This window comes from Streptomyces sp. NBC_00459 (genome assembly GCF_036013955.1).
Taxonomy (GTDB): domain Bacteria; phylum Actinomycetota; class Actinomycetes; order Streptomycetales; family Streptomycetaceae; genus Streptomyces.
The window spans coordinates 6343882-6366575 of record NZ_CP107903.1; the positions used below are offsets into that span (position 1 = coordinate 6343882).

20 protein-coding genes are annotated in these 22694 nt (G+C 69.8%); 8 read left to right on the top strand and 12 right to left on the bottom strand.

Features of this window, described 5'->3' with window-relative positions:
• Positions 1–15: 15 nt before the first annotated feature.
• The 3 genes from OHN74_RS28065 to OHN74_RS28075 form a co-directional block, all read right to left on the bottom strand.
• Complete coding sequence (locus OHN74_RS28065) at positions 16–264, bottom strand: hypothetical protein (protein WP_327697356.1); 249 nt, start codon at positions 262–264, stop codon at positions 16–18.
• The gene (locus OHN74_RS28070; protein WP_327697357.1) at positions 261–764 is read right to left on the bottom strand and encodes a sigma factor-like helix-turn-helix DNA-binding protein; all 504 of its coding nucleotides are present in this window, start codon (positions 762–764) and stop codon (positions 261–263) included. Before OHN74_RS28070 ends, OHN74_RS28065 begins: the two co-directional genes overlap by 4 nt.
• A 95-nt stretch (positions 765–859) precedes the next feature.
• Complete coding sequence (locus OHN74_RS28075) at positions 860–1366, bottom strand: MarR family winged helix-turn-helix transcriptional regulator (RefSeq protein ID WP_327697358.1); 507 nt, start codon at positions 1364–1366, stop codon at positions 860–862.
• Between the two features lie 164 nt (positions 1367–1530).
• On the opposite strand from OHN74_RS28075, the gene ilvA reads away from it, so the two are divergent.
• From ilvA to OHN74_RS28090, 3 genes are all read left to right on the top strand, one after another.
• The gene (gene ilvA / locus OHN74_RS28080) at positions 1531–2769 is read left to right on the top strand and encodes a threonine ammonia-lyase (RefSeq protein ID WP_327697359.1); all 1239 of its coding nucleotides are present in this window, start codon (positions 1531–1533) and stop codon (positions 2767–2769) included.
• A 183-nt stretch (positions 2770–2952) separates the two neighbouring features.
• Positions 2953–3984, top strand: a complete 1032-nt coding sequence (locus tag OHN74_RS28085; protein ID WP_327697360.1) for an ATP-binding cassette domain-containing protein — start codon at positions 2953–2955, stop codon at positions 3982–3984.
• Positions 3985–4007: 23 nt separating this feature from the next.
• Entirely contained in the window at positions 4008–4787 is a 780-nt protein-coding gene (locus OHN74_RS28090; RefSeq protein ID WP_327700310.1) for an ABC transporter permease, read from the top strand.
• Positions 4788–4890: 103 nt separating this feature from the next.
• Here OHN74_RS28090 and greA read toward each other — a convergent pair whose 3' ends face one another.
• Positions 4891–5388: a transcription elongation factor GreA gene (gene greA, locus OHN74_RS28095; protein ID WP_327697361.1), complete on the bottom strand. Its 498-nt coding sequence runs from the start codon at positions 5386–5388 to the stop codon at positions 4891–4893.
• A gap of 217 nt (positions 5389–5605) precedes the next feature.
• Positions 5606–6004, bottom strand: a complete 399-nt coding sequence (locus tag OHN74_RS28100; RefSeq protein WP_327697362.1) for a DUF4307 domain-containing protein — start codon at positions 6002–6004, stop codon at positions 5606–5608.
• A 145-nt stretch (positions 6005–6149) separates the two neighbouring features.
• Between OHN74_RS28100 and mca the strand changes: the two genes are divergently transcribed.
• Positions 6150–7010 (top strand): mycothiol conjugate amidase Mca, encoded by an 861-nt coding sequence (gene mca / locus OHN74_RS28105; RefSeq protein ID WP_327700311.1) that lies wholly within the window; start codon positions 6150–6152, stop codon positions 7008–7010.
• On the top strand, positions 7003–7290 hold the full coding sequence (locus tag OHN74_RS28110) for a hypothetical protein (RefSeq protein ID WP_327697363.1): 288 nt from the start codon (positions 7003–7005) through the stop codon (positions 7288–7290). The genes mca and OHN74_RS28110 overlap by 8 nt, the downstream gene beginning before the upstream one ends.
• Before the next feature lie 44 nt (positions 7291–7334).
• Here the strand turns inward: OHN74_RS28110 and OHN74_RS28115 are convergent, their stop codons facing one another.
• Positions 7335–10583 carry a tetratricopeptide repeat protein gene (locus OHN74_RS28115; protein ID WP_327697364.1) on the bottom strand — a complete coding sequence of 1083 codons (3249 nt, stop codon included), beginning with the start codon at positions 10581–10583 and terminating at the stop codon, positions 7335–7337.
• 202 nt (positions 10584–10785) lie between these two features.
• Here OHN74_RS28115 and OHN74_RS28120 point away from each other — a divergent pair, with 202 nt between their 5' ends.
• Positions 10786–11466 (top strand): hypothetical protein, encoded by a 681-nt coding sequence (locus tag OHN74_RS28120; RefSeq protein ID WP_327697365.1) that lies wholly within the window; start codon positions 10786–10788, stop codon positions 11464–11466.
• A 30-nt stretch (positions 11467–11496) separates the two neighbouring features.
• Positions 11497–13536: a thioredoxin domain-containing protein gene (locus OHN74_RS28125; protein WP_327697366.1), complete on the top strand. Its 2040-nt coding sequence runs from the start codon at positions 11497–11499 to the stop codon at positions 13534–13536.
• A 117-nt stretch (positions 13537–13653) separates the two neighbouring features.
• Here OHN74_RS28125 and OHN74_RS28130 read toward each other — a convergent pair whose 3' ends face one another.
• The 3 genes from OHN74_RS28130 to trhA form a co-directional block, all read right to left on the bottom strand.
• Positions 13654–14277, bottom strand: coding sequence for a TetR/AcrR family transcriptional regulator (locus tag OHN74_RS28130; RefSeq protein WP_327697367.1), 624 nt, complete (start codon positions 14275–14277; stop codon positions 13654–13656).
• 4 nt (positions 14278–14281) lie between these two features.
• Positions 14282–15832 (bottom strand): MFS transporter, encoded by a 1551-nt coding sequence (locus OHN74_RS28135; RefSeq protein ID WP_443060578.1) that lies wholly within the window; start codon positions 15830–15832, stop codon positions 14282–14284.
• 234 nt (positions 15833–16066) lie between these two features.
• Entirely contained in the window at positions 16067–16786 is a 720-nt protein-coding gene (trhA, locus tag OHN74_RS28140) for a PAQR family membrane homeostasis protein TrhA (protein WP_327697369.1), read from the bottom strand.
• 329 nt (positions 16787–17115) lie between these two features.
• Here trhA and OHN74_RS28145 point away from each other — a divergent pair, with 329 nt between their 5' ends.
• Positions 17116–18963 (top strand): phosphoenolpyruvate carboxykinase (GTP), encoded by a 1848-nt coding sequence (locus OHN74_RS28145; protein WP_327697370.1) that lies wholly within the window; start codon positions 17116–17118, stop codon positions 18961–18963.
• A 303-nt stretch (positions 18964–19266) separates the two neighbouring features.
• Here the strand turns inward: OHN74_RS28145 and OHN74_RS28150 are convergent, their stop codons facing one another.
• Genes OHN74_RS28150 through OHN74_RS28160 form a run of 3 tightly spaced genes read right to left on the bottom strand, consistent with a single transcriptional unit; the run spans position 19267 to position 22683 of the window.
• Entirely contained in the window at positions 19267–19860 is a 594-nt protein-coding gene (locus OHN74_RS28150; RefSeq protein WP_443060579.1) for a hypothetical protein, read from the bottom strand.
• Between the two features lie 4 nt (positions 19861–19864).
• On the bottom strand, positions 19865–21457 hold the full coding sequence (locus tag OHN74_RS28155; protein ID WP_443060462.1) for a substrate-binding and vWA domain-containing protein: 1593 nt from the start codon (positions 21455–21457) through the stop codon (positions 19865–19867).
• Positions 21454–22683 (bottom strand): toxic anion resistance protein, encoded by a 1230-nt coding sequence (locus OHN74_RS28160; protein WP_327697373.1) that lies wholly within the window; start codon positions 22681–22683, stop codon positions 21454–21456. The genes OHN74_RS28155 and OHN74_RS28160 overlap by 4 nt, the downstream gene beginning before the upstream one ends.
• Positions 22684–22694 lie beyond the last annotated feature (11 nt).

Here is a 22694-nt window from a genome sequence, read left to right on the forward strand (position 1 = left end):
CCCCGCGACCGGGTCTCACCAGCCCGACACGGGTGGAGTCGTCTCCGACGGCGGCAACACCCAGGGCTGGACCGTCGCCGCCCACACGGCGAAGACGAATACCGCGACGACCAGCAGCAACCACATCAGCCGCCGTGCCGCCCGCCTGCGCCGCAGCATGCGACTGCCGCGCCGTACGACCTCCATGTACAGGTCGGGCGGCACCGGAGGCGGCGCCCCCTCCATGCGCTGCCGCGCGGCGATCTCCCGGTCCCGCCGGCTCACGACGGCACCACCTTCGGGCCGGCCACGGCCGGCGCCGGGTCCCGCGGCGGATGCAGAAGCGTCGCCGTCGCCCGGTCGCAGATGTGGTGCACGCGTTCCGTGGGCAGGCCGAGCAGCGCCGCCGTCTGCTCCTCGCCCACACCCTCGTACAGCCGCAGGACCAGGATCAGCCGCTGCTGTGGGGTGAGCAGCGCCAGCGGGCTGCCGGGATGGGGACGTGCCCGGCCGAGGCCGCCGTACTGGTGCCAGGCCCCGCGCGCGAAGCGGACGGCGAGGTACTGGCGGGCCCGGTCGTACGGGTCCTCGCCGCGCATCCGGTCCCAGCACGCGTACGTGTGCGCGAAGGCGTATGTGAGCAGGCGCCGCGCGCGCGGGTTGTCGCGCGGCGCCTCCGCCGTGAGCAACGTGGCCGTGTGCAGCAGCCGGCCCGCCGCGCCCGCGACGAACGCCTCGAAGTCCCGGGCCGGTCCGGCACCTGGGGACACCTGCCGTTCTCGCACCGTGCCTCCCGCCGTACGACAAGGACCCGGTCTCATCTGAGGATAGGTGCCGCCCGCTGGTCAATAGCCGGGAAGCAGGAGCCCTCGGCAGTACGTCAGGAGGCGGACTCCGCTTCGCCCACCGGGATGCCCTGGGAGGCCTGGCGGGCGGAGAGCGCGGTGTTGAAGCGCGTGAGGAGCGTGCAGAACGCCTCGCGCTCCTCCGGCGCCCACTCCTGCGTCAGCTCGGCCATCAACTGACGCCTGGACGAACGGACTTCCTCCAGCCGCGAGAGCCCACGCGGGGACAACTGGAGGACCACCGCCCGCCCGTCCTCGGGGTGCGAGGTGCGCTTGACGAGGCCCGTGTCGACGAGCGGAGCGACCTGCCGGGTGACCGTCGACGAGTCGATGCCCATGCTCGCGGCGAGCGCCTTGACGCCCATCGGGCCTTCCTTGTCGAGGCGGTTGAGCAGCAGATATGCGGCGCGGTCCATCGAGTTGCGCACCTGCCCGACTCCCCCGAGCCGGGTCTGTTCGGCACGGCGCGCGAAGACCGCGACCTCGTGCTGCAACGTGTCGAGGAGACCGCTGTCACCGACGGTCGTCATGTCCATCGACATTTCAGGTGTTGTGGGCATGGCCGGGGGCTCGCTTCATCAAAGGGGGTGCTGGGTTGGGGGACAGGGTACGCGGCCGAAAGGCGGGCCGTACCGACGCTGCGAAAACCGATCTCGGTGCTTGGTCACACCGCGAGCCCGCGCCTGTGAACTGCGAGACTTGAGTCATGAGCTACAGCACGGCTGACTCCTTGCACTCCTTGAGGCCCGTCACACTCGACGACGTACGCGGTGCCCAGAAGATGCTCATGGGTGTGGCGCGGGTGACGGCCATGGAGGGCAGCAGGCATCTGTCCCAGCTGGTGGGCGCGCCGGTGCACCTCAAGTGCGAGAACCTCCAGCGGACCGGGTCCTTCAAACTGCGGGGCGCGTACGTCCGTATCGCCGGGCTGCTTCCCGAGGAGCGGGCCGCGGGTGTCGTCGCGGCCAGTGCAGGCAACCACGCGCAGGGGGTCGCGCTGGCCTCGGCACTGCTCGGCGTACGTGCCACCGTGTTCATGCCGCACGGCGCCCCGCTGCCGAAGATCAGCGCCACCCGCGAGTACGGCGCCGAGGTGAGGCTGCACGGTCAGGTCGTCGACGAGACGCTGATCGCCGCCCAGGAGTACGCGGACCGGACGGGCGCGGTGCTGATCCACCCCTTCGACCACGCCGACATCATCGCCGGGCAGGGCACGGTCGGCCTGGAGATCCTGGAACAGTGCCCCGAGGTACGCACGATCCTCGTCGGGATCGGTGGGGGCGGTCTGGCCGCCGGGATCGCGGTCGCCGTGAAGTCGGTGCGGCCCGACGTACGGATCGTGGGCGTACAGGCGGCGGGCGCGGCGGCGTACCCGCCTTCGCTGGCGGCCGGGCGGCCGGTGTCGGTCGCCAACCCGGTCACGATGGCCGACGGGATCAAGGTCGGGCGGCCCGGCGACGTGCCGTTCGGGATCATCGGCGAGCTGGTCGACGAGGTCCGCACGGTCAGCGAGGACGAGCTGTCGGCCGCGCTGCTGCTCTGCCTGGAGCGCGCCAAACTCGTCGTGGAACCGGCGGGGGCGAGCCCGGTCGCGGCGCTGCTGAGCGAGCCACGAGCCTTCGAGGGGCCGGTCGTCGCCGTGCTGTCCGGCGGCAACGTCGACCCGGTGCTGCTGGAGCGCATCCTGCGCCACGGCATGGCCGCACAGGGCCGCTACCTGGCGGTTCGGCTGCGGCTGACGGACCGGCCGGGCGCCCTCGCGACGCTCCTCGGGGTGTTGTCAGTGGTCGACGCTAATGTCCTCGACGTGAGCCATGTCCGGACCGATCCGCGGCTCGGGCTCACGGAGGCGGAGGTCGAGCTGCACCTGGAGACGAAGGGACCGGCGCACTGCGCCGAGGTCGGCCTGGCACTGCGCGAGGCCGGTTACCTCGTGATCGACTGAGGTCACTCACTCGGACGGGTGGCTTCGGAAAAATGCATTGAGAGACGCGATACATCGCGTTATGGTGTGTCACGCCGCTGTGCCCGCCCGGCCGCACTCTCATCCTCCCCTTGTTTCGCCGGGCGGCGCAAAGAAGAAAAATCTAGGCTTTTGCGGTAATCCTCAACGACGTGGAGAACTGATATGCCAGGCGCCATCTATGCCGAAGGCCTGGTGAAGACCTTCGGCGACGTAAAGGCTCTGGACGGCGTCGATCTGGACGTCCCGGAGGGCACGGTCCTCGGTCTGCTCGGGCCGAACGGAGCGGGCAAGACCACCACCGTCCGCTGTCTGACGACCCTGCTGCGGCCCGACCGCGGCTCGGCGGTCGTCGCGGGCATCGACGTCCTGAAGCACCCCGACGCAGTCCGCCGCTCGATCGGCCTCTCCGGCCAGTTCGCGGCGGTCGACGAGTATCTGACCGGCCGCGAGAACCTCCAGATGGTCGGCCAGCTGTACCAGATGAAGGCGAAGGCGGCGAAGGCCCGCGCGGACGAACTGCTGGAGCAGTTCCATCTCGCGGACGCCGCCGACCGCTCCGCGAAGACCTACTCCGGCGGCATGCGCAGGCGGCTCGACCTCGCGGCGGCCCTGGTCGTCTCGCCGCCGGTGATGTTCATGGACGAACCGACGACCGGCCTCGACCCGCGCAACCGCCAGCAACTGTGGGAGGTCATCAAGCAGTTGGTCTCCGGCGGGACGACACTGCTGCTGACCACCCAGTATCTGGAGGAGGCCGACCATCTCGCGCACGACATCGCGGTGGTCGACCACGGACGGGTCATCGCCCGCGGCACCTCCGACCAGCTCAAGGCCCGCACCGGCGGCGAGCGCGTCGAGGTCGTCGTGCACGAGCGTGAGCACATAACGACCGCGTCCGAGGTGCTCGCCGCCTTCGGCAAGGGGCAGGGCGAGGTCACCGTGCAGGAGCACATGCGCAAACTCACCGTGCCCGTCACCGGCGGCGCGAAGCTCCTCGCCGAGGTCATCCGCGAACTGGACTCCCGTGGCATAGAGATCGACGACATCGGCCTGCGACGCCCGACCCTCGACGACGTCTTCCTCTCCCTGACCGGCCACCTGGCCGAGGTGAAGGATGAGGAGAACGGCGGGAAGAGCGGAAGCCAAGGCGGAAAACAGGGCGCGAACCAGAGCGAAAAGGAGACCGACAAGTGAGCGCCGTGAACGATTCCCTGGTCATGGCCCGCCGGAACCTGATTCGGATGACCCGGATTCCCGAAATGATTCTGTTCGGGCTCATCCAACCCATCATGTTCGTGGTGCTGTTCACCTACGTGTTCGGCGGTTCCATGCAGATCGGCGACAGCAGCGATCTGGACGTCTACAAGAACTTCCTGATGGCGGGCATCTTCGCGCAGACCGTCACGTTCGCCACCGCCAGTTCCGGCGCCGGCATCGCCGACGACATGCACAAGGGCCTCATCGACCGCTTCCGCTCACTGCCCATGGCGCGGGGTGCCGTGCTGACCGGGCGTACCGTCGCGGATCTGGTGCAGACGGCCTTGACGCTGCTCGTCCTCGCGGTCGTCGCGCTGCTCGTGGGTTGGCGCCCCGGCTCCGTGGACCCGACCAACTTCGGGAAGATATTGGGCGGCTTCGGCCTGCTCCTTCTTCTGGGGTACGCCTTCACGTGGATCGGCGCGCTGATCGGCCTGTCGGTGCGCACCCCGGAGGCGGCCACCTCCGGCGGACTGATCTGGCTCTTCCCGGTGACCTTCATCTCGAACGCGTTCGTGGACTCCAGCAAGATGACGCCCTGGCTGCGCCACATCGCCGAGTGGAACCCGTTCAGCGCGACCGTGCAGGCGAGCCGCCAACTCTTCGGCGACCCCGGCCTGTCCCCGTCCGATGCCTGGCCCATGCAGCATCCGGTGTGGGCGTCACTGCTCTACTCGATCCTGATCATCGTTGTCTTCCGTACGCTCGCGGTCCGTAAGTACCGCAGGGCGACCGGGTGACAGCGGCGTCTCCCCGGGGAATGACGACGCCCCCGGCGCCAGGAGGGCGCCGGGGGCTCGTAAAGGGCGAGGCAGTGAATTCCGAAAGGTCGGATCCGAGAGGTCAGCTCTGGTAGGGCACGGCCTTCAGGATCTTCACGGATGCGAGCTTGCCGTTGGGCAGCTCGTACTGGGCGTCCGCGCCGACCTTCTTGCCGCTCACCCCGCGGCCGAGCGGCGACTGGGGCGAGTAGGTCTCGATGTCGGAGCTGGCGTACTCGCGCGAGGCGAGCAGGAAGGTCAGCGTGTCGTCCTCGTCGCCGTCGAAGGCGATCGTCACGACCATGCCGGGCGCGACCGCGCCGTTCGCAGCCGGGGCCTCGCCGACCTTCGCGTTCTCCAGGAGCTGGGTCAGCTGGCGCACACGGAGCTCCTGCTTGCCCTGCTCCTCCTTGGCGGCGTGGTAACCGCCGTTCTCGCGCAGGTCGCCCTCCTCGCGTGCAGCGGCGATCTTGGCGGAGATCTCCGTGCGCGCAGGACCAGTAAGGTGCTCAAGCTCGTCCTTGAGCTTGTTGTACGCCTCCTGGGTCAGCCAGGTGACGTTCTCGCTGGTCTGGGTCACAGGTGCTCCTCGTAGGTACTGGGAATACAAAGCAACGCCCTACCAGAAGAATGTTCCTTCACGGATGGGCGAAACCACGAGCCTAACAATTCGGCGGCGGCAGGGGGAGGACATAAGCCATCAGAAAAACATCAACGCAGGTCAGCGCTTATGTGATGAGTGTGACCCCGGTTGATGACCCCAGTTGATGGCTCCGGCTGACGACTCCGGCGGGGCCTCAGTCGCTGTGACACCCGAGCAGCTCGGCCGTGGTGCCCTGGGACGTCGTACGGAGCGTGACGAGCCGGTCGATGCGGGTGGCGTCACCGTCGAAGCGGAAGTCGGCGCGGCCGACCTCGGCACCGTTCTCGGCCTGGGAGCGGACCGTGCAGTAGCCGTTCGTTCCGGAGTCCTTGCGGACCTCCAGGTGAACCTTGACCGAGTCCTCGTACGTCTTGAAGGTGATGATCTCGGCGCTGATCTTGTTGCCGACGACGTAGTGGTAGCCGAACCAGCCGACCACGACGAGCAGTACCGACCCGAGGACGGCGGCGACGATCTTGAGCTTGTGGTCGGCGCGCTCGTCCGTGGACCGGCCGTACCGTCCCTCGGGCGGTCGCGTGGTCGCCGTACTCATGATCGTCCTCTCCGCGAGGCCTTGGAAAGCCGGGCCCCGGAATTATTGGCCGCTCGGTTCGGTCACTATAGAAGCCGCTCATCGCACCCGCTCACACCGGATGCCGACTTACGAGGATTGAGTCTTGACTGACCAGCTGCGACTGATGGCCGTGCACGCGCACCCCGACGACGAGTCGAGCAAGGGTGCGGCCACCATGGCGAAGTACGTGTCCGAGGGGGTGGACGTGCTCGTCGTGACCTGCACGGGCGGGGAGCGCGGGTCCATCCTCAACCCGAAGCTGCAGGGCGACAAGTACATCGAGGAGCACATCCACGAGGTACGCAAGAAGGAGATGGACGAGGCCCGCGAGATCCTCGGCATCAAGCAGGAGTGGCTCGGTTTCGTCGACTCCGGCCTGCCCGAGGGCGACCCGCTGCCGCCGCTGCCCGAGGGCTGCTTCGCCCTGGAGGACGTGGACAAGGCGGCCGGCGAGCTGGTGAAGCAGATCCGCTCGTTCCGCCCGCAGGTGATCACGACGTACGACGAGAACGGCGGGTACCCGCACCCCGACCACATCATGACCCACACGATCTCGATGGTGGCCTTCGAGGGCGCAGCGGACACCGAGACCTACCCGGAGTCGGAGTACGGCCCGGCGTACCAGCCGCGGAAGCTCTACTACAACCAGGGCTTCAACCGGCCGCGTACCGAGGCGCTGCACAACGCGCTGATCGAGCGCGGCATGGAGTCGCCGTACGGGGACTGGCTGAAGCGGTGGTCGGAGTTCGAGCGCACCGAGCGCACGCTGACCACGCATGTTCCGTGCGCGGAGTTCTTCGAGATCCGTGACAAGGCGCTGCTCGCGCACGCCACGCAGATCGACCCCGACGGGGGCTGGTTCCGGGTGCCGCTGGACCTTCAGCGGGAGGTCTGGCCGACGGAGGAGTACGAGCTGGCGAAGTCGCTCGTGGACACTTCCCTCCCCGAGGACGACCTCTTTGCGGGCATCCGCGACAATGCCTGACATGAGCGCAAGCGCAAGCCTGGCAATGACGCATCTCCTTCCGTTCGCTGCGGAGGTCGACGAGGACAAGGTGACCCCCGGTGTCCTCGGCTTCATCGTGTTCGCGGTGATGGCTCTCGCCGTGTGGGCCCTGATGAAGTCCATGAACAAGCAGATGGGCAGGATCGAGTTCAAGGAGGCGCCGGACCCCCGGAAGACTCCCGACGCCGCCAGGGAACAGGCCGGGCAAACGGCCACGGGAGCGGCCAAGGGAACGGTCAAGGGCTCCGCGCAGGAGTGAGGCGCGGTCGCCGGGTGCCCGGCACCGGGTGACCACGCTTCCCCCTACCGTCGGCCGGCCGCCGCCACCGGCACCCCCATGACCTCCCGGGCGTGCCGGTTCGGGATCATGCCCAGACGCCACCCCTGCCAGCCCGACTCCAGCGCCACACCGCGCTCCAGGAGGAGCTGGTAGGCATCGACGAAATCGTCGAGCTTCTCGTCGCGGGACGGATGGCGGCCACGGGAGAGCTGGGACAGCTCCTCCTGGGCCACCGCCGTGCCGATGTCGACGCCACCGGGAGCCGCGTACGGCAGCAGGGTGCAGCGCAGGAAGCGCGCCCAGTCCTCGCCGCGCCGGTCGCCGTACGAGGTGAACAGGCCGATCGCCTCGTCGCACAGGGCCAGCGCCTGCTGGGTGCGGGCGTTGCCCGCGTCGACCACCGCGAGCTCCAGGCAGGTCCAGGCCTCGCCGTGAGCCACCCCGATGCGCTGGAAGTCGGCGCGCGCGTCCACCAGGAGCTGGCGGGCGAAGCCCGAGTTGCGCAGCGAGCCCGTCTGGACGGCCCGCTGGTCGCGGGTGACACGGGCCGAGTGATGGCGGGCGCAGGCCAGACCGTAGACGTCCCGGATACGGGAGAACATCGTGCGGGAACGTTCCAGCTCGCGGACCGCCAGATCCAGGTTGCCCGTCTCCTCCAGGGACTGGCCCAGGTAGTAGACCGACCAGGCCTCGCCGCGCGCGTCCTCGTTGTCCCGGTGGACCGCCGCCGCCCGCCGCAGCCCGTCCACCGCCGCCGACGCGTCCCCGGCGACCAGCCGGGCCCGGGCCAGCTGGGTCAGGGCCCAGGCCTCGCCACGGGCGTCGCGCGTACGGCCGTAGAGATCGAGGGCCGTGCGCAGTTCGGACTCGGCGCGCGGCACGTCGCCCATCCGCAGGCCCAGCTGACCGAGCTGGAAGTGGGCCCACGCCTCGCCGTGGATCGACTCGCCCTCCTTGTGCAGGACCAGGGAACGGGTCAGCAGGTCCCACGCCTCGGCGAGGCGGGAGCGGTCGCGTTCGACGGCGGCGAGGGCGTGCATCGTCCAGGCGCGGTCGGTCGCCAGTTCGGGGGCCTGCTGGAGGTCCAGGGCCTCCTGGAGCTTCGCCGCCGCCTCGACCAGGTTGCCCTGGTGGTGCAGCGTGATGCCGAGCGAGCACAGTGCCCGGGCGGCGCCCGCGTCGTGATGGGCCTCCATGTACAGCTCGACGACCGAGGTGAGCGTCGTGCGCGCCTTGTCCAGCTCGCCCAGCTGACGGGCCGCGATACCCGTACGCCACTGCACCGAGCGGACCAGCAGACCCTGGTCCACCGACTCCGCCAGCTCGCTGATCTCGCCGAGCCGGTAGAGGTCGCCGCGCAGCAGGCAGTAGTCGCACAGCGCGCCCAGCAGATTGAGCACGGCGGCCTGGTTCACGCCCTCCGCGTGCCGCAGCGTCGCCGTGATGAAGCTCGACTCGTCGTCCAGCCAGCGCAGCGCCTCGTCGAGGGAGGTGAAACCGTGCGGGCTGAAGCGGTCCGAGCGGGTCGACATGTTGCCGTCGACCAGACGCAGCACCGAGTCGGCCAGCTCGCCGTAGCTCACGATCAGGCGTTCCTGCGCGGCCGTGCGCTCCGCCGGTTCCTCCTCGTCGAGGAGACGGGCCTGCGCGAAGGCGCGGACCAGGTCGTGCAGACGGTAACGGCTGCCCCGGACATGGTCGATCAGGCCCGCGCGGGCGAGCGCGTCCAGCTGACGGGTCGCCTCCGTCCGGTCCGTGGCCAGCAGGGCCGCGGCGGCAGCCGCGCCGAGCGAGGCCCGCCCGGCCAGCGCCAGCCTGCGCAACAGCCGCCTGGCCGGCTCCGACTGGTCGGTGTAGCGCAGCCACAGCACCCGCTCCACCGGCTCGACCGGGCCGTACGCGCCAAGGTCGGCGGCCAGCCGACGCCGGCTGCGCGGGCCGAGCGAGGAGCCGGCGATACGCAGTGCGAGCGGCAGCCCGCCGCACAACTCCCTTATTCGCTCGGCGGATTCGGCATCGTACGGATCTGATGGACTTGTCGAACCCGACGAACCCGACGAACCCGACCCCGGCTCCGCCTGTGCGGACGCGTTCAGCAGTTCCTCTGAGCCCGCCGCGTCCAAGGGCTCGACGGGCAGCTGATGGACCCAGAAGGGCAGGTCGGGCGAAAGGGCGAGGGGCTCCCGGGCGGTGACGAGGACGAGGCTGTCGGAACGCTCCGGGACGAGGGTGCGGACCTGCTCGGGGTCCTGGGCGTCGTCCAGGACGATCGTCACCGGGACCCCGGTGAGATACTGGTTGTACAGCTCGCTCAACCTTCTGACCTGCTGGTCCGGTGACGAACGCTCACGGAAGAGCGACTGCTCTCGGGAGGCGCCGAGCCGGTTCAGGAGGTACAGAAGGGCGTCCCGGGTGGGCAGCGGCGGCTCCTTCGGGCTGTCGCCGCGCAGATCCACCACACACGCGCCCCGGAACTGGTCCCGCAGATCGTGCGCCGCGTGGATGGCGAGCGCGCTGCGGCCACTGCCGGACGCGCCGTGCAGGACGACCAGGGTCGGCCGGGTCTCCGTACTCGCCCGGGCCGCGTGCACCCACTGCCGGATGCGGGCCAGTTCCTGACGCCGGCCCGCGAACGGGTCGTCCGGGTCGGGGAGTTGGGCGAACGACTGCTCAAGGACGCTGCGTGTGCGCGCCGCCGCGCTCTTGTCGCTGCCGCGCAGCTTCGGCCCCGACTTCTTCGGCCCGGTGGACGCGTTCAGCACCCGCTGCTGGTCGAGGAACGGCCGGATGCCGCGTACCTCCAGCGCCGTCAGCCAGGTCAGCCGCAGTTGCTCGGGGCCGCCGGGCTGGCTCACGGCGCCGGCCCGGTGGTGGGCGGCCGGCAGATGGGACGCGGTCACCTTGAGAACCGTCGCGGCGGCGCCCACCACGCCCACGGTCAGCGCCGCGCCCACGGCGGTGCCCGCGCCGGTGCCGAGCGCCAGGTCGGCGATGCCTGCCGCGAGCGCGGCAACAGCCGCCACCAGCAAGGGAGTTCCCGCACCCTCCCGGGCGTAGCGCTGCCCGAAGGTGAGCTGCCCGGCCTTCGCCTCGTCGAGCGCCCGCGTGTACGCCGCGTACTCCTCCGCGGACGACTGCGCCATGGAGTCCAGCGCCCCGCGCGCCCGCGTGAGCAGCACACCCCCGTCCGTACGCCCCCCGGACCGCCGCACCTCTTCCTCCACGGCCCGGACCAACAGCCGCTCGGCTTCCGCCCGGTGGCTGTCCCGCATGGTGTGTCCCCCTCTGGCAGCAATCTGACGGCAACGGCCTGTCCTCGGTGGTTCCTTGGTCAAGTGTCCTGCGGACGGCGCATTGGTGCGAGGGGGCGTGGGACCCCGATCGGTGTGCCGGGCACGCCGGTTGAGGCGGTTGGTGCGGGAGGGAGACCGCGCGGCTATCGTGATCACAGACATCGAACGGGGAGAACAGGACATGAGCAGGGTTAACCCGCCACTGGGCGGCCCGCCGCACGGGCAGTGGCACCCGGCGCCGCCCACGCCACCCCAGGCACCGCAGCCGCCGCGCTGGGCCTGGTGGGTCGTCGGCATCGTCATCCCCGTCGTGGGACTCCTGGTCACGGTGCTGGTGAGCCGGCCGGGCTCCTCGGACGACAAGAACGTGGAGTCGGCGCCGACCCGGTCGTCCGCGCCCGCGGACAACACCGGCCAGGAGCAGTCGCCCGCGACGCCCTCCAAGAGCGCCGACAAGACCGCCGACGCCGTGCGAGCCCGGTTCGGACCGAAGGTCGTCGACGCCGACACGACCGACAGCGGCTCGTACATCGAGCTGGACACCTCCGAACCGATCGTCTCGGACAGCTCCCTCAAAGGCGCGGACATCATCTTCGGGGCGTCCCTCGGCGACCCGAACCTGTTCGTGCCCGGCTCGGGGTCCATGCTGGCTCCCCTGCCCGGATCCGGCGCCGCTCCCACGGCCCAGGAGTGCGCGGACGCCGTGGACACCAACGGCACCTACACGTCCGACGTGAAGCCGGGCGACCGCTTCTGCCTGATGACCGACCAGGGCCGCGTCGCCTACCTGAAGGTCGTCACGGCGCCGAGCAGGGGCACCGGAAAACTGAACGTCACCGTCTGGGACACACCTGGCGCCTGACGTGTCGGGTCCTGCGGCAGGATGGTCCCCATGCCGAACCGACTGGCCCATGAGACGTCCCCCTATCTCCTCCAGCACGCCGACAACCCGGTCGACTGGTGGCCCTGGTCGGCCGAGGCGTTCGAGGAGGCGCGGCGCAGCGGCAGACCGGTCCTGTTGAGCGTCGGCTACAGCAGCTGCCACTGGTGCCACGTCATGGCGCACGAGTCCTTCGAGGACCAGGCCACCGCCGACTACCTCAACGAGCACTTCGTCAGCGTCAAGGTCGACCGCGAGGAGCGGCCCGACGTCGACGCCGTCTACATGGAGGCCGTCCAGGCCGCGACCGGCCAGGGCGGCTGGCCCATGACGGTGTTCCTCACGCCCGACGCCGAGCCCTTCTACTTCGGTACCTACTTCCCGCCCGTGTCCCGCAGCGGCATGCCCTCCTTCCGGGAGGTGCTGGAGGGGGTCCGCGCCGCCTGGACCGACCGGCGGGACGAGGTCTCCGAGGTCGCACAGAAGATCGTGCGGGACCTCGCCGGGCGGGAGATCGGGTACGGCGCGTCCGAGGCGCCCGGCGAGGAGGAGCAGGCGCGGGCGCTGCTCGGGCTCACCCGGGAGTACGACGCCCAGCGAGGTGGATTCGGCGGCGCGCCGAAGTTTCCGCCGTCCATGGCCCTGGAGTTCCTGCTGCGGCACAGCGCCCGTACAGGGTCCGAGGGCGCGCTGCAGATGGCGCAGGACACCTGTGAGCGCATGGCCCGGGGCGGGATCTACGACCAGCTCGGCGGCGGCTTCGCCCGGTACTCCGTCGACCGGGAGTGGGTCGTGCCCCACTTCGAGAAGATGCTGTACGACAACGCGTTGCTGTGCCGCGTGTACGCCCATCTCTGGCGCGCCACCGGCTCCGAGCTCGCCAAGCGCGTCGCCCTGGAGACCGCCGACTTCATGGTGCGTGAACTCCGCACGAACGAAGGGGGGTTCGCGTCCGCGCTCGACGCCGACAGTGACGACGGGACCGGGACGGGCAAGCATGTCGAAGGTGCCTACTACGTGTGGACGCCGGCCCAGCTCGCCGAGGTGCTCGGTGCCGAGGACGCGGAGCTTGCCGCGCACTACTTCGGGGTGACGGCGGAGGGCACCTTCGAGGAGGGGGCCTCTGTCCTCCAACTTCCGCAGCACGAGGGCGTGTTCGACGCCAAAAAGGTCGCGTCCGTCAAGGCGAGGCTGCTGGACGCCCGTCGTGAGCGGCCCGCTCCCGGGCGGGACGACAAGGTGGTCGCCGCCTGGAACGGGCTCGCCGTCGCGGCGCTCGCCGAGACCGGCGCCTACTTCGAGCGGCCGGACCTCGTGGACGCCGCGCTGGCCGCCGCCGATCTTCTCGTACGGGTTCATCTGGACGATCGGGCCCAGCTCGCCCGTACCAGCAAGGACGGCAAGGTCGGGCCGAACGCCGGGGTGTTGGAGGACTACGCCGATGTCGCCGAGGGGTTCCTCGCCCTTGCCTCAGTGACGGGGGAGGGTGTGTGGCTGGAGTTCGCCGGGTTCCTGCTCGACCATGTGCTCGTGCGGTTCGTCGACGCCGAGTCGGGGGCGTTGTTCGACACCGCGAGTGACGCCGAGCAGCTCATCCGGCGGCCGCAGGATCCGACCGACAACGCGGTGCCCTCCGGGTGGACGGCCGCTGCGGGGGCGCTGCTCGGTTACGCGGCCCAGACCGGTGCCGAGCCCCATCGGGCCGCCGCCGAGCGGGCGTTGGGGGTCGTGAAGGCGCTCGGGCCGCGTGTGCCGAGGTTCATCGGGTGGGGGCTCGCTGTAGCGGAGGCGCTGCTCGACGGGCCCCGGGAGGTTGCGGTGGTCGGGCCGGAGCTTGGTGATCCGGCCACGACGGTCCTGCACCGTACGGCACTTCTGGCCACGGCTCCGGGGGCTGTGGTCGCTGTGGGGATCGTGGGCAGTGATGAGTTGCCGTTGCTTGCCGGGCGGCCCCTCGTCGGTGGGGAGCCGACCGCGTATGTCTGCCGGAACTTCACGTGTGACGCTCCGACGACCGATCCGGAGCGGTTGCGTGTCGCGCTGGGCGGCTGAGTTCGCCTCCGGCGCCCCTACCCGTTCCCATCCCCTGGGGGCTGCGCCCCAGACCCCCCTTCGCGCTGAACGCGCTCGTCCTCGAGCGCCGGACGGGCTGAGGGTGCGGGCCTGTGCTCACTCCGTCGGGAGGCCGTGTTCGAAGACGTTCACCGTGCGGTCCACCAGGTCGGCCAGGTTGTCCTTGAAGTCGTTCTGTGCCCAGTAGACAGTGACCTCCGACAGGCCGCCGATCAGGGACATCGCGTAGACGCGGACCTCCAGGTCGGCGGGGTCGCGGCCGGCGCGCTCCGCGATGACGCGGCAGAGGAGGCGGCCGGTCTCGGACATGCTCTCGATCATGCGGGAGCGGACCGCCGGGACCTCCAGCATCAGACGGCTGCGCAGCCGGGTCACCTCCGGCTCCTCGATCGAGCTGATGCCGACGGCCCGTTTCAGGATGTACCGCAGGGAGTCGAGCCAGGGTTCGTCCGCCGGGCGCGCGCGCAGTTCCTCCTCCAGCACGGAGTCGTACTCGTCGGTGAGCACGATGTCCTCCTTGGTGGGGAAGTAGCGGAAGACCGTGGACTGCGACACCTCGGCGCGCTCGGCGATCTGCTCGATCGTTGTGGCGTCGTACCCCTGGTTCTCGATCAGTTCGTACGTCGCGGCACGGATCGCCATCCGGGTCTTGATCTTCTTCCGCTCACGGAGGCCCAGCTGGGGGCGGTCGGCGAGGGGAGATGTGCGTGCGGCCGTCATGGGCTCATTGTCGGCCATCGGGTCGGCCGGTAGCCATGTCGGTGGCCGTGTCCATGGCCACGTCAGGGGTGGTGTCAGGCGTGGTGGCAGGGGTGAGGGGTGTCGGGTTCGTCGGCGCGGGCCCGGTGTGTGTCGGGGTGTTGGGGAGGAACGCCCCGGCCAGCAGCGCCGCCGCCAGAGCCGCCACTCCGCTCACCAGCAGGATGACGCCCATGCCGTGGACGTACGCACTGTTCGCGGAGGTCAGCAGCTGCGCCGATCCCGTCCGGTCCGCGATCAGGTGGGCCGCCACCACCGAGTCGCCGGCCGTGTCCGCGAGGCCGGCGGGCAGGCCCGTGACGTCGAGGCGGTCGCGGAAGGTGCTCGCCAGCAGGCTGCCCAGCAGTGCGATGCCGATCGCGCCGCCCACCTGACGCAGCGTCATCAGGAGGCCGGAGCCGCTGCCCGCGCGGTCGGCGGGCAGGGCGGCCAGGGCGCCGTCCATCGCCGGGACGACGGCGAAGCCGAAGCCGAGGCCGGCGATGGTCAGCCACAGGGCCGTGTAGCCGTAGCCCGCGTCGACCGTCGTACGGCTGCCCAGGATCGCGGCGAAGGCCAGAACGACCAGGCCGGCGGTCACTGTCGCCCGTGACCCGAACCGGGCGCCCACGGGCTGTGCCGTCCGCGCGGCCACCGACAGGCCGGCCATCAGCGGCAGCAGCCGTACGCCCGTGCCCAGGGCGTCGCTGCCCAGTACCGCCTGAAGATACGGCGGCAGCACGAACATCAGGCCGGACAGGACGAACATCACCAGCGTCGCCGCGACCGTGTTCAGCAGGAAGCCCCGGTGGGAGAGGAGCGTCATGTCGAGCATGGGGCGGGTGGCGCGGCGTTCGCGCAGGACGAGGGATGTGAGGAGTACGGCCGCTGCGGCGAACAGGGTGAGGACCAGCGGGTCGGTCCAGCCCCGGGTGGGCGCCTCGATGATCGCGTAGATGAGCGCGCCCAGGCCCGTGGCCGTGAGCGCGGTGGAGGCCACGTCCACCTTGGGGGAGGCCGGGTCGCGGGTCTCGGGGAGGAGGAACACGCAGGCCGCGATGCCGATGGCGACCATCGGGACGTTGATCAGGAAGACCGAGCCCCACCAGAAGTGGTTGAGCAGCCAGCCGCCGATGATCGGGCCCAGCGGCATTCCGAGTGCGGAGCCGGCCGAGATGACGCCGACGGCCTTGGTGCGCTCGTGGGGCGGGAAGAGCGAGGGCAGTACGGAGAGGGCCAGGGGCATGACCAGGGCCGCGCCCACTCCCATCAGCGCGCGGGCCGCGATGATCCAGTTCACGTCGTCGGCCAGCGCCCCGACGAGGGATCCGGCGAGGAAGACGCCGAGCCCGGCGATCAGCATCCGGCGCCGCCCGAAGCGGTCGCCGAGGAGACCTGCCGGGAGCATCAGCGCGGCGAACACGACGATGTACGCGTCCGCCATCCACTGCTGTTCGCCGGTGGACGCGCCGAGCTGCTCGGCCATCGTCGGCAGCGCCACGTTGAGGATCGTCATGTCGAAGCCGAGGACGAGCATGCTCGCGACCAGGGCGCCCAGGGCCCACCAGCGGCGGGGGTCGAGGGGTGGGGTGGTGTCGGTGTCGAGGTCTGTGCCGGCGTCCGGTCCATTGACGGTAACCATGAAATGAGAGTAGCTCTCAAAAGGTGGTGGCTGTCAATGTGATTCGGGTACCGGGGCGCGAGAATCGGCTGTGGGGCACAGAAAATGGCCGCGACTCGACGTCGCGGCCATCAGGGGAGGGGTCGGGGATCACCCGTGCTGGTACGCCACCATCGAGATGCCGATGTAGTGCGTGACGAAGGCCGCGAGGGTGAGGGAGTGGAACACCTCGTGGAAACCGAACCAGTGCGGTGACGGGTTGGGGCGCTTGAGCCCGTAGATCACGCCGCCCGCGCTGTAGAGGAGCCCGCCGACGAGGACCAGTACCAGGACGGCGATGCCGCCCGCGCGCATGAAGTCGGGCAGGAAGAAGACGGCCGCCCAGCCCATCGCGATGTAGCAGGGGGTGTAGAGCCAGCGCGGGGCGCCGACCCAGAACACGCGGAAGGCGATACCGGCCACGGCCGCGCCCCAGATGCCCCACAGGAGCCACTGCCCCTTGCTCGCGGGGAGCAGCAGCATCGTCAGCGGGGTGTAGGTGCCCGCGATGATCAGGAAGATGTTGGCGTGGTCGAGCCTGCGCAGGACGCCGTCCATGCGCGGACTCCAGGTGCCGCGGTGGTAGAGCGCGCTCACGCCGAACAGCAGGCAGGCGGTGAGGGTGAAGATCCCGCAGGCGATGCGCGCCCGGCTCGAACTGGCGAGCGCGGTGAGGACCAGGCCGGAGATGAGTACGGCCGGAAACATGCCGAGATGCAGCCAGCCGCGCAGCTTGGGCTTGATCTCATCGGAATGTGGCAGTGAGAGCGCCAGGGGACCGCGGCCGACGGCCGGCGAGTCCAGGGGCGCGTCGGGGGCGGACGCAGTCATGACGGCAATCGTACCTACGCAACCGTAAGTTACGTGTCAGTTCGGTGACGGGAAGGGCTGGAAGTGGTCAGCCTCTCATGTGTGTTGGGTCTCGGGTGTACCAGGTGAATACGGGGTGACCCGGAGGAAACGTCCTGGCGGGCGGCGAATGAGTGGCGATGGTCACGTCGCTCAGGTGTGAGGCCCTCTGGACAGATGGGCGCTCCAGTCGGATGATCAAATGAGTGCGGTCGGCACCGGATGAGCGCCATTGATCAATACCGTGAAGCATCCGGGTCGCAGCCCCCAAGGGGCAGTCAACAAAAAAACCCTCATTCAAGGAGCAGATCGTGGCGCGCGACATCGCGGCTCCCGTTCCCCCTGACACCTTCCTCTCAGGCACCGTCCCGACCAACCACAAGCAACTGATCTCGTGGGTCAACGAGATCGCAGAACTGACGCAGCCGGACAACGTGGTCTGGTGTGACGGATCCGAGGCCGAGTACGAGCGTCTGTGCGAAGAGCTCGTCCACAAGGGCACCTTCAGGAAACTGGACCCGATCAAACGCCCCAACTCCTACTACGCGGCCTCCGACCCGACCGATGTCGCGCGTGTCGAGGACCGCACCTTCATCTGCTCCGAGAAGGAGGAGGACGCGGGGCCCACGAACCACTGGAAGGACCCCGCAGAGATGCGGGACATCTTCGCGGGGGACAAGGGCGTCTTCCGCGGCTCGATGAAGGGCCGGACGATGTACGTCGTCCCGTTCTGCATGGGCCCGCTCGGCTCGGACCTCTCCGCCATCGGCGTCGAGATCACCGACTCGGCGTACGTCGCCGTGTCCATGCGCACGATGACGCGCATGGGGCAGCCGGTCCTCGACGAACTCGGTACCGACGGTTTCTTCGTGCGTGCTGTGCACACGCTCGGGGCGCCGCTGGCCGAGGGCGAGGCCGACGTGCCATGGCCGTGCAACTCCACGAAGTACATCTCGCACTTCCCGGAGTCCCGCGAGATCTGGTCGTACGGCTCCGGGTACGGCGGTAACGCGCTGCTCGGCAAGAAGTGCTACGCCCTGCGCATCGCGTCCGTGATGGCGCGGGACGAGGGCTGGCTCGCCGAGCACATGCTCATCCTGAAGCTGACCCCGCCGCAGGGCGAGTCGAAGTACGTCGCCGCGGCCTTCCCGTCGGCCTGCGGCAAGACGAACCTCGCGATGCTGGAGCCGACGACCCGTGGCTGGACCGTCGAGACGATCGGCGACGACATCGCGTGGATGCGCTTCGGCGAGGACGGCCGTCTCTACGCCATCAACCCCGAGGCCGGTTTCTTCGGCGTCGCACCCGGCACCGGTGAGCACACCAACGCCAACGCGATGAAGACGCTGTGGGGCAACTCGGTCTTCACCAACGTGGCGTTGACCGACGACGGCGACGTCTGGTGGGAGGGCATGACGGAGGAGACTCCGGCCCACCTGACCGACTGGAAGGGCAACGACTGGACGCCGGAGTCCGGAGTCCCTGCCGCTCACCCCAACGCCCGCTTCACCACCCCCGCCGCCCAGTGCCCGATCATCGCGCCCGAGTGGGAGGACCCGAAGGGCGTGCCGATCTCGGCGATCCTGTTCGGCGGGCGGCGCGCCACCGCCGTACCGCTGGTCACCGAGTCCTTCGACTGGAACCACGGTGTCTTCCTGGGCGCGAACGTGGCCTCCGAGAAGACGGCCGCCGCCGAGGGCAAGGTCGGTGAGCTGCGCCGCGACCCCTTCGCCATGCTGCCGTTCTGCGGCTACAACATGGGCGACTACATGGCGCACTGGATCGACGTGGCGAAGGACAAGGACCAGTCCAAGCTGCCGAAGATCTACTACGTCAACTGGTTCCGCAAGAACGACGAGGGCAAGTTCGTGTGGCCCGGCTTCGGTGAGAACAGCCGGGTCCTGAAGTGGATCGTGGACCGACTGGACGGGAAGGCCGAGGGCGTCGAGACGCCGATCGGTGTGCTGCCGGCCAAGGGTGCGCTGGACACGGACGGTCTCGAACTCTCCGAGTCCGACCTGGACTTCCTGCTCACGGTCGACAAGGACGTGTGGCGCGAGGAGGCGGCGCTGGTTCCCGAGCACCTGAACACGTTCGGCGAGCACACTCCGAAGGAGCTGTGGGACGAGTACCGGGCGCTGGTGCAGCGACTGGGCTGAGGCCCGCCCCTGTAACTCCGCGGCCGGCCGGACTTGCCCTGACCTGCGACGTCGTCATGGCCGGCCGCGGTGGTTCCTTCTCGCCCCCGCCGCCCCTACCCGTCCCATCCTGTCCCTGGGGGCTGCGCCCCCAGACCCCCCATCGCGCTGAACGCGCTCGTCCTCAAACGCCGGACGGGCTGGATACGCGGGCCGGCGTTGGTATTTCAGCCTCTCCGGCGTTTGAGGAGCGGGGTCTGGGGCGGAGCCCCAGAAGGATGGGACGGGTAGGGGCGGCGGGGGCGAAGAACGCCTGTGGGTCGGTTACGCGCGGTCCTCCAGGTAGCGGGTGTGTGTCTCCTGGCGTCGGGCCTCTGCCTCGCGGAGGCTTGCCGCCAGCCGCTCCGCCTCCTCGTGCAGCAGTCCGAGCTGTCGCTCCAGGTGCCGTTCCGGCGGTTCGGTGCCCGGCGTCAGCCTGGTCCACCACCGGGTCCGTACGAAGGTGTCGACGGCCTCCGGTACGTCCTGCCGTACGGCCCGGGAGAGCGCGTGGACGCCCTCCGGGTCGGTCGCCAGCACCTCGCCGGACCAGCCGGGATCCAGCAGCGCCGTGAGCAGTCCGGTGAGTTCGGAGAGTCGGCCGGCGGCGGCGGGCGGCAGTTCGACGCCTTCGAGGTATGTCAGCAACCGGCCGAAGTCCCCGCGCAGCTCGTCGAGTTGGGCGGAGAGCTGTGCGGACGGATCCGGGAAGTCCGGCACCGGCTGCCGCTCCGGCGGGGCGATCAGCGCGCCCGCGCCGTACAGTCCGGCGACGACGACCGGCCAGTACGGTCCCGCCACACCGATGAAGGTCAGACCCAGACCCACCAGCCCGCACGCGCTGCCGGCGATGTTCTTGCGGGACTCCAGGAACCCCATGAATCTACTGGTAGCCACGGATCTCCTTGAACGCGCCGTCCAGCGAGCCCTGCCGGGCGTCGAAGAGACGGCCGCCGGTCAGGTCGGCGATGTGTGCCAGCTCGGAGCGGTCGGAGTCGCCGAAGAGGATGGGGAAGACGGGTATCTCCAGCTGCCGGCCCGGGAGCCGACGGTAGAAGCCGTCGAACTCGGCCGCCTTCGCGCCCGCGGTGTTCTCGCCGTCCGTCATCAGCACGATCGACGTGAACGTGTCGCGGTCGGCGCCGAGTTGCTCGTACGCCTTCTCCAGCGAGGTGTAGATCGCGGTGTCGCCGTCCGCCACCAGCCCGTCGGTGTCCCGGCGGATCGCGGCGAGTCCGCTCTGCGGATCGGAGGGGCTCACCACATGCGTTCGTACGCTCTTCACGTCCGAGCCGAACGGCATCAGCGTGACCTCCTCGCGCTGCCGGAAGTCGCCGGTGAGGCCGCGCAGCGCCTGCTTCAGCCCGGACAGCCGCTCGCCCTCCATCGAGCCCGAGGTGTCGAGGACGTACACCGTCCGCGACGGGCGGCGCAGCTCGTTCTCGTACGCGTCGAGCAGGCCGTCGGCGACGGATCGGCTGCCCGGGAAGGGCAGTTCACGGCGGCGGGAGGTGTCGAGGCCGGTCGCGGGCGGTACGGAGGCGACGACCGGGCGCCGGTGGGTGACGTCGGTGATCTCGCGTTGAGTGGCCGGGGTGCGCAGGGCCTCCGTCAGCCGGCGTACGTCCTCCCGGGTGGCGGCGTCGGTCGACGCGAGCGAGGTGACCGGGTAGTCGGCGGTGACGACTCCGTCGCGCGGGCGGATCACCGTGAGCCCCGGGATGCCCTTGAGGACGGACTCGTAGTTGAGCAGGGCGTCGACCGTGCCGCGCCGCTCGTACGCGGCGGCCAGCCAGCCCGACGAACCGGACGTCAGCTTCTGCCCCTTGAAGAACTCCTTCAGCCGCGGGGACGCCTTCGTCACCTCGGCGTCGGTGAGTGCGGACTGCGCGCCGGACAGTCCCGAGGCGACCGAAACCAGCGTGGAGAAACCGGAGTTGGAACGCGCCGGGTCGGTCATGCCGTACGTCAGTCTCCCGTCCCGTACCGCCTCCTCGACCTGGGACCAGGTGACCTGCTCGGGCTTCCAGCCCAACTCGGCGACGGTGGCGGCCCTGACCCCGATCGCCACCGGGCTCGACATGACGGACGTCTCGGAGACGACCTTCCTCGCCGCGTCGGGACGCAGCCGCAGATAGTCGTTGGAGGACAGCCACAGGGCGTCGTACACCCCGTCGGTCTTCCCCTTCGCCAGCAGTTCGACGGCGTCGAGGGTGCCCATGTAGGTGGGCCGGACCTTGATGCCGGTGTCCTTCTCGACCTTGTCGAGGACGGGCTTCATGTCGGAGAGTTCGCTGGAGGCGAGGACACGGAGGGTGCCGGGCTCGGGGGCGGCGGCCGGGTCCTGGGACGGCTTCTCCGCCGTGCAGGCGGAGGCGGTCAGGAGGACGAGGACGAGTGCTAGAAGGGCGGCGGCGCTGAGCCGGTGTCTCCCGCTCACGCCAGTGCCAGTGCCAGTGCCAGTTCCTGTGCTCATATCTGGCCTCCGTCCAGCGCGCCCCGGGACCGGCTGCGCTCCAAGTAGGCGCTCGCGTGCTGGAGTTCGGAGGTCAGCGACTCCACCGTGGCCGCCATCGCCTCCGTCGCCTGGACCTTGTAGGTGTCGATGGTGTCGAGGGTGCGGTAGATCTGCTGGAAGGCGTTCCGCAGTGTCTCCGCCCCGACGGCCGGATCGGCGGCGATCCGCTGGATCTCGCCGCTCTGCGTGGCGAGCATCTCCGCGTTGCCCCGGATGAGGTCCTCGGTCGTCCCGCGCAGCGCGTTGACCTGCTCGATGACCTTCTTCTGGTTGTCGAGGGCGGTGGCCAGCATCACGGAGATGCGCAGCGCGGACACGGTCGTGGTGGCCGCGCGGTCGACGCCCTTGATCAGCTCGTCGTTGTTGCGGCGTACGACGTCCATGGCGAGGTAGCCCTGTGCGCACACCGCGAGCTGGGTCAGCAGGTCCTGGTGCTTCTGCCGGACCGGGAAGAGCACGTCGGCGCGCAGGTTGTCGGCGCCCGCCGGGTCGGTCGCCTCGACTCCGCCGATGTGCCGCTCGACTGCGGAGTCCAGGGCTTCCGTCAGGACGACGTACTCCTGAAGCTTGCCCATGGTCTCCCAGAGGCGGACGCGTTCGGTCTGCAACGCCGCGCTGTCCCTGCGCAGTTCGTCCTGTCCGCCGCGCAGCGAACCCACGATCTTGTTCAGGGTCGCCTGCGAGGAGGCGTACTTGGCGACGTGGTCGCGCAGTCTGTTGCCGCCGGGCAGTCTGGACAGGAACTTCCGCCCCTTGCCGGTGGGCAGGTCACGCGGGTCCAGGTCCTCCACCACGCGCCGGAGTTCGACGAGCGAGCCCGCCACCTGCGACTGGGCGTCCCCGCCGTTGCTCGGCAGGCTGCGGACGGCCCGTTCCAGCATGCGGTTGGACTGTGCGGCGGCGGTCCGCATCTCACCGGCGCCGAGGCCGGTGATCTCCCCGACCCGGCCCGCGAACTCGGGCGATCGGGCGTCGAGGGCGGCGAGTTGTCCCACGTACTCGGCGGCCTTGCGGGCCATGTCCGTAAGGACACTGTCGTCGACGGGGACGAGACCGCCGGCCTTCTCGCGCGGCACGGCCGCGACGGGCTCGGGCGGGGTGAGCGTGAAGATGTCGTCGCCGCTCTGACTGCTGTTCTGGCTGGTGTTCTGGTCCGGCTGCCGGCTCGGCTTCTGGAAATTCATGTGTGATTCCC

What these genes read in the sequence shown, in the direction of transcription:
- OHN74_RS28085 (WP_327697360.1), top strand. Translation starts at nt 2,953, where the DNA reads ATGCCAGGCGCCATCTATGCCGAAGGCCTGGTGAAGACCTTCGGCGAC.
- OHN74_RS28120 (WP_327697365.1), top strand. Translation starts at nt 10,786, where the DNA reads ATGAGCAGGGTTAACCCGCCACTGGGCGGCCCGCCGCACGGGCAGTGG.
- OHN74_RS28155 (WP_443060462.1), bottom strand. Translation starts at nt 21,457, where the DNA reads ATGAGCACAGGAACTGGCACTGGCACTGGCACTGGCGTGAGCGGGAGA.
- trhA (WP_327697369.1), bottom strand. Translation starts at nt 16,786, where the DNA reads ATGACTGCGTCCGCCCCCGACGCGCCCCTGGACTCGCCGGCCGTCGGC.
- mca (WP_327700311.1), top strand. Translation starts at nt 6,150, where the DNA reads ATGGCCGTGCACGCGCACCCCGACGACGAGTCGAGCAAGGGTGCGGCC.
- ilvA (WP_327697359.1), top strand. Translation starts at nt 1,531, where the DNA reads ATGAGCTACAGCACGGCTGACTCCTTGCACTCCTTGAGGCCCGTCACA.
- OHN74_RS28160 (WP_327697373.1), bottom strand. Translation starts at nt 22,683, where the DNA reads ATGAATTTCCAGAAGCCGAGCCGGCAGCCGGACCAGAACACCAGCCAG.
- OHN74_RS28075 (WP_327697358.1), bottom strand. Translation starts at nt 1,366, where the DNA reads ATGTCGATGGACATGACGACCGTCGGTGACAGCGGTCTCCTCGACACG.
- OHN74_RS28125 (WP_327697366.1), top strand. Translation starts at nt 11,497, where the DNA reads ATGCCGAACCGACTGGCCCATGAGACGTCCCCCTATCTCCTCCAGCAC.
- OHN74_RS28130 (WP_327697367.1), bottom strand. Translation starts at nt 14,277, where the DNA reads ATGACGGCCGCACGCACATCTCCCCTCGCCGACCGCCCCCAGCTGGGC.
- OHN74_RS28150 (WP_443060579.1), bottom strand. Translation starts at nt 19,860, where the DNA reads ATGGGGTTCCTGGAGTCCCGCAAGAACATCGCCGGCAGCGCGTGCGGG.
- OHN74_RS28110 (WP_327697363.1), top strand. Translation starts at nt 7,003, where the DNA reads ATGCCTGACATGAGCGCAAGCGCAAGCCTGGCAATGACGCATCTCCTT.
- OHN74_RS28115 (WP_327697364.1), bottom strand. Translation starts at nt 10,583, where the DNA reads ATGCGGGACAGCCACCGGGCGGAAGCCGAGCGGCTGTTGGTCCGGGCC.
- OHN74_RS28100 (WP_327697362.1), bottom strand. Translation starts at nt 6,004, where the DNA reads ATGAGTACGGCGACCACGCGACCGCCCGAGGGACGGTACGGCCGGTCC.
- OHN74_RS28135 (WP_443060578.1), bottom strand. Translation starts at nt 15,832, where the DNA reads ATGCTCGTCCTCGGCTTCGACATGACGATCCTCAACGTGGCGCTGCCG.
- OHN74_RS28090 (WP_327700310.1), top strand. Translation starts at nt 4,008, where the DNA reads ATGGCCCGCCGGAACCTGATTCGGATGACCCGGATTCCCGAAATGATT.